The sequence below is a fragment of the Burkholderia sp. Bp9140 genome (assembly GCF_003853425.1).
Lineage (GTDB): Bacteria > Pseudomonadota > Gammaproteobacteria > Burkholderiales > Burkholderiaceae > Burkholderia.
Window position 1 is genome coordinate 1 of record NZ_QTPQ01000102.1, and the last position, 1602, is coordinate 1602.

1 protein-coding gene is annotated in these 1602 nt (G+C 66.5%); it reads right to left on the bottom strand.

The window, feature by feature from the left end:
* Nucleotides 1-1602, bottom strand: a 1602-nt coding sequence (locus tag DIE21_RS36775; RefSeq protein WP_148092779.1) for an electron transfer flavoprotein-ubiquinone oxidoreductase, incomplete at its 5' end; no start/stop codon positions are given.

Sequence of the window (1602 nt, forward strand, 5' to 3'; positions counted from 1 at the left end):
TTACATGTTCGGGTAATTCGGCCCGCCGCCGCCTTCCGGCGTGACCCACACGATGTTCTGCGTCGGGTCCTTGATGTCGCAGGTCTTGCAGTGCACGCAGTTCTGCGCGTTGATCACCAGGCGATCGCTGCCGTCGTCGTTCTTCACGAACTCGTACACCGCCGCCGGGCAGAAGCGTCCCTCCGGCCCCGCGTAGGTGCGCAGGTTCACGTTCACCGGCACGCTCGCGTCCTTCAGCGTCAGGTGCGCCGGCTGGTTCTCCTCGTGGTTCGTGTTCGAGATGAACACCGACGACAGCCGGTCGAACGTCAGCTTGCCGTCCGGCTTCGGATACTCGATCGGCTGGCATTGCGACGCCGGCTTCAGCATCTCGTGGTCCGCATGCTTGTGGTGCAGCGTCCACGGCACGTTGCCGCCCATCACCTTCTGCTCGAGCCCGACCATCAGCGTGCCGAGGTACAGCCCCTTGGCCATCCACTGCTTGAAGTTGCGCGCGCGATACAGCTCCGTGTACAGCCACGACTGCTTGAAGGCGTCCGGGTACGCGTTGAGCTCGTCGCTCTGACGGCCGGCCTGCACCGCGTCGAATGCGGCATCGGCCGCCAGCATGCCGGTCTTGATCGCCGCGTGGCTGCCCTTGATCCGCGATGCGTTCAGGAAGCCCGCGTCGTCGCCGATCAGCGCGCCGCCCGGGAACACCGTCTTCGGCAGCGACAGCAGCCCGCCCGCCGTGATCGCACGCGCGCCGTACGACACGCGCTTGCCGCCTTCGAGGAACGCGCGGATCGACGGATGCGTCTTGTAGCGCTGGAACTCCTCGAACGGCGACAGGTACGGGTTCGTGTAGCCCAGGCCCACCACGAAGCCGACCACGACCTGGTTGTTGTCCATGTGATACAGGAACGAGCCGCCGTACGTGTCGGACTTCAGCGGCCAGCCGGCCGTGTGGATCACGAGGCCCGGCTTGTGCTTCGCCGGGTCGATTTCCCACAGTTCCTTGATGCCGATCCCGTAAGCCTGCGGATCGGCGTTCGCGTCCAGCTTGAACTTCGAGATCAGTTGGCGGCCCAGGTGGCCGCGGCAGCCTTCGGCGAACAGCGTGTACTTCGCGTGCAGCTCCATGCCGAGCTGGAAGTTCTCGGTCGGCTCGCCGTCCTTGCCCACGCCCATGTTGCCGGTGGCGACGCCCTTCACCGAGCCGTCGTCGTTATAGAGAATCTCCGCGGCCGGGAAGCCCGGGAAGATCTCGACGCCCAGCGCCTCGGCCTGCGCCCCCAGCCAGCGCGTGACGTTGCCCAGCGAGATCACGTAGTTGCCGTGGTTCTGGAAGTTGGCGGGCAGCGCCCAGTTCGGCGTGGTGACCGCGCTGTTCTCGGACAGGAACAGGAAGCGGTCTTCGGTCACCTCGACGGTGAGCGGCGCGCCGTGTTCCTTCCAGTCGGGGAACAGTTCGGTGATCGCGCGCGGGTCCATCACCGCGCCCGACAGGATGTGCGCGCCGATCTCGGAACCCTTCTCGAGCACGCACACGCCGATCTCGGTGCCTTTCTCGGCGGCCAGCTGCTTGAGCCGGATCGCCGCCGACAGCCCGGCGGGGCCGCC